The organism is Roseisolibacter sp. H3M3-2 (assembly GCF_029211165.1).
GTDB lineage: Bacteria > Gemmatimonadota > Gemmatimonadetes > Gemmatimonadales > Gemmatimonadaceae > Roseisolibacter.
On the sequence record NZ_JARGEK010000585.1, the window covers coordinates 1 to 1,961 of the forward strand.

Here is a 1,961-nt window from a genome sequence, read left to right on the forward strand (position 1 = left end):
GCTGGCGACTCGCATCGCGCGGATCACCAACCGCCTGTTCACCACCGGCACCGGGGTGAACCAGCCGCAGGGCATCGTCACCGCCGCGGCGGTTGGCAAGGCGGGCGTGACCGGCCAGGCCACCTCGCTCCTCACGGACGACCTGATCGATCTCGAGCACTCGATCGATCCCGCGTACCGCGCAATGCCGGGTGTTGGCTGGATGTTCCACGACACCACCCTTCGCTTCCTCAAGAAGATGAAGGACGCGGAGGGTCGGCCGCTCTGGCTGCCGGGCTTCTCCACGAAGGAGCCGGACACCTTCCTGGGCTACCGCTACCGGATCAACCAGGCGATGGCGACGATGGCCGCCAATGCCAAGTCGGTCCTGTTCGGCGACATGTCGCAGTACATGATCCGCGACGTGATGAACGTCACGCTGTTCCGCTTCGACGACAGCGCCTTCGTCACCAAGGGCCAGATCGGCTTTCTCGCCTGGTCGCGCCACGATGGCCGCCTCGTGTCTGCGGGCGCGCCGATCAAGGTGTCCCAGCACTCGGCTTCGTAAGCCGGCTCGGTCCGGATCTTCGGCTCCGGACCTCACCCGAAGTGCAAGAGCAGCTCGGGACCCACTTGTCCTTTCATTCCTCCACCCAGGAGACGATCCATGACGAAGCGTACGCCGGTGCCTGCAGGCACCGCGGCGGTGGCCCTTGCGGCTGCTGCCAACACCGCCCTGCCCGCGGCGGGCGATCAGTCCAGCTCCGGTCCTGTTAATCAGGACGACCAGCTCGAGCAGGACGAGACTGCCAATCAGCCGAGCGGGGACGTTCCCGCCCGCGTGATCCTCGCCTTCAAAGGCTTTGAGGTGAACGACCTCTTCTATGGCGACGAAGAAGAGATCGAGCGCCTCGAGCGCGCCGGCCTGGTCGACAGCCACGAAGACGCGGTCGCATACGTCCGGAGCCTGGCCGAGTGATCACGATCGTCGGGCTCGCGGAGATCCGCGCCCACCTGCGTCTCGATGCGGGCCCGACGAGCGAAGACGGCTATCTGCAGCTGCTACTCGACACGGCGATCGCCGCGGTCGAGGAGGCAACCGAGCGCACCTTCGAAGGCGAGGGCGCAACTCTGGTGGATAAGCGGCTCGCGTTGGCGAACCAGGCGATGCTGCTGCTGATCGGTCAATGGTACGTCAATCGCGAAGCCTCCCCGGTGGAGGGCCGGCCTGCGGCCGAGTATCCGCTGTCCGTCAGCTGGATCTTCGAAAAGCTGAAGAAGTGGCCGGAGGAGTAAGTGGCGCTTGCTGCTGGTCGCCTTCGCCACCGGGTTGCCTTGTGCCGCCCTGTCGAGGTCGAGACGCCTTCGGGATATCGTGCAGATTACGAGGACGCCGCGGTCAATGTCGCCTGTGAGGTGACGAGCCTGGGCGGGCGCGAGGCGTTGCTTGAGAAGGTGCAGACCGGCGTATCCGTGTTCCGGATCGTGCTGCGCTGGCGGGCCGACCTCCGCACCGATTGGCAGGTCCGGCTTGCCGACGGCCGCAAGCTCAATATCCGCTCGGCCGAGGACGAAAGCGGACACCGCGAGTCGCTCGTCATCATCGCTGACAGCCAGGCGACCTTGCCGTGAGCGCCGCCGACAAGGTGCAGGGGCTGGCCGAGGCGCACGGCTTTCTGGCCAAGATGCCGACGGCCGCGCACGAGCAGATGGTTGTTGAGCTCGGCATTATCGCCCGGGACGTGAACGCGCTTCAGCGCAACGCTGTGCCGGTGGACACCGGGCGGCTGAAGGGCGCGCTCGGCTTCCGCATGCTGGCCGAGCAGCTGAGAGTGCGCATCGGCTTGTTCCGCGCAGGGTTCCGCTCCGGCCAGAGCAACACGTTTTACGGGCGCATCATCGAGTTCGGCCGCAGGGCGCAGACGGTGCTCGTCCAGCGCCGGCGGCGCGTGAACGGCAGCCTTCGATCAAGTCGTGGCCGG

The 1,961-nt window shown here is 66.4% G+C and carries 5 protein-coding genes; all 5 read left to right on the forward strand.

The window, feature by feature from the left end:
- Positions 1-547, forward strand: a 547-nt coding sequence (locus PYV61_RS24780) for a phage major capsid protein (RefSeq protein WP_275836555.1), incomplete at its 5' end; no start/stop codon positions are given.
- Positions 548-646: 99 nt separating this feature from the next.
- Positions 647-958: a hypothetical protein gene (locus PYV61_RS24785; protein WP_275836556.1), complete on the forward strand. Its 312-nt coding sequence runs from the start codon at positions 647-649 to the stop codon at positions 956-958.
- Positions 955-1,275 carry a head-tail connector protein gene (locus PYV61_RS24790; protein ID WP_275836557.1) on the forward strand — a complete coding sequence of 107 codons (321 nt, stop codon included), beginning with the start codon at positions 955-957 and terminating at the stop codon, positions 1,273-1,275. The genes PYV61_RS24785 and PYV61_RS24790 overlap by 4 nt, the downstream gene beginning before the upstream one ends.
- Positions 1,276-1,611: a head-tail adaptor protein gene (locus tag PYV61_RS24795; RefSeq protein WP_275836558.1), complete on the forward strand. Its 336-nt coding sequence runs from the start codon at positions 1,276-1,278 to the stop codon at positions 1,609-1,611.
- Positions 1,608-1,961, forward strand: a 354-nt coding sequence (locus tag PYV61_RS24800) for a hypothetical protein (protein WP_275836559.1), incomplete at its 3' end; no start/stop codon positions are given. The genes PYV61_RS24795 and PYV61_RS24800, both read left to right, overlap by 4 nt.

What these genes read in the sequence shown, in the direction of transcription:
- PYV61_RS24785 (WP_275836556.1), top strand. Translation starts at nt 647, where the DNA reads ATGACGAAGCGTACGCCGGTGCCTGCAGGCACCGCGGCGGTGGCCCTT.